The following is a 922-nucleotide window of genomic DNA, read 5'->3' on the forward strand; positions in this document are numbered from 1 at the left end:
GCCGCGGCGCTGACCGCGGCCACCACGTCACCCCAGCCGCAGCCCGACCCGTCCGGGATCGCCACATCGATCCCGATCCGCACCGCCACCGTGAGGAACCACGACCTCATCGATTCCAGACGGCCCGCGGCGCGGCGCAACCAGCCCCGCACCGTGGCCGGCGGCACCTGCAGCCACGCCGCGATCCGCCGATGCCCAACCCCCGCAGCCCGCGACGACAAAGACATCCAAATCTGATCGGCCGCATACGCTCTGCGCAGCAGCACCGTGACCGGCAACAACACATGGGTGACCAAACAGGACCGGCACCGAGCCCGCCGCGGCCGCACCCGACCGCCAAGTCCGTGCACCTGGCGGACCCGGGCATACCCCCACCCACCCAACACCCCGTCCGGGCACACCGGACAGGCAATCGCCCCACCCGACAGCCGGGACTCGACGCGGACAGGATCAACCTCTACCGTCACCACCAGTGCCTCCGAGCACTACAGCGCGGCACCCCGTCAAGCCGGCCAAGACTTCAGCGGGGTGCCGCGCACCCATCAGTTCCTCGTCACACTGACGGTGCACACGAACAAGATCAACCCCGCCACCACACCACGGACCACATCGGCACCCTCAATGCCGAACGACTACCCAGTGGTCGTCATCCCGAGCGACGGTCAACAGTCGGTAGTGGGATTGTCGGGCTCGGTAGTGGGATTGTCGGGCTCGGTATTGGTGTCGTCTTCGCCATCGTGACCAGGCCAGCAGGGTCGTGATGGTGTGGTTGGCGCTCAGCAGTATGGCGTCGAAGAGTCTGCGGAATTCGTTGACGGTCAACGTGATCAGCCCGGCCGGGGTGGGTGTGGTGTCGCGTTCGACCGCGGTGGCCACGGCCAGGAAGGCATGCGCGAGCATGGCCAGGGTGGTCCAGCGGTGC

2 pseudogenes are annotated in these 922 nt (G+C 67.8%); both read right to left on the minus strand.

What is annotated here, in order from left to right:
- Positions 1–227: pseudogene (locus JDV09_RS27345) on the minus strand (helix-turn-helix domain-containing protein); the annotation flags it as partial.
- Positions 228–618: 391 nt separating this feature from the next.
- Positions 619–922 (minus strand): annotated as a pseudogene (locus tag JDV09_RS25995) (hypothetical protein); the annotation flags it as partial.

The sequence above is a fragment of the Mycolicibacterium xanthum genome (assembly GCF_019710635.1).
Taxonomy (GTDB): domain Bacteria; phylum Actinomycetota; class Actinomycetes; order Mycobacteriales; family Mycobacteriaceae; genus Mycobacterium; species Mycobacterium xanthum.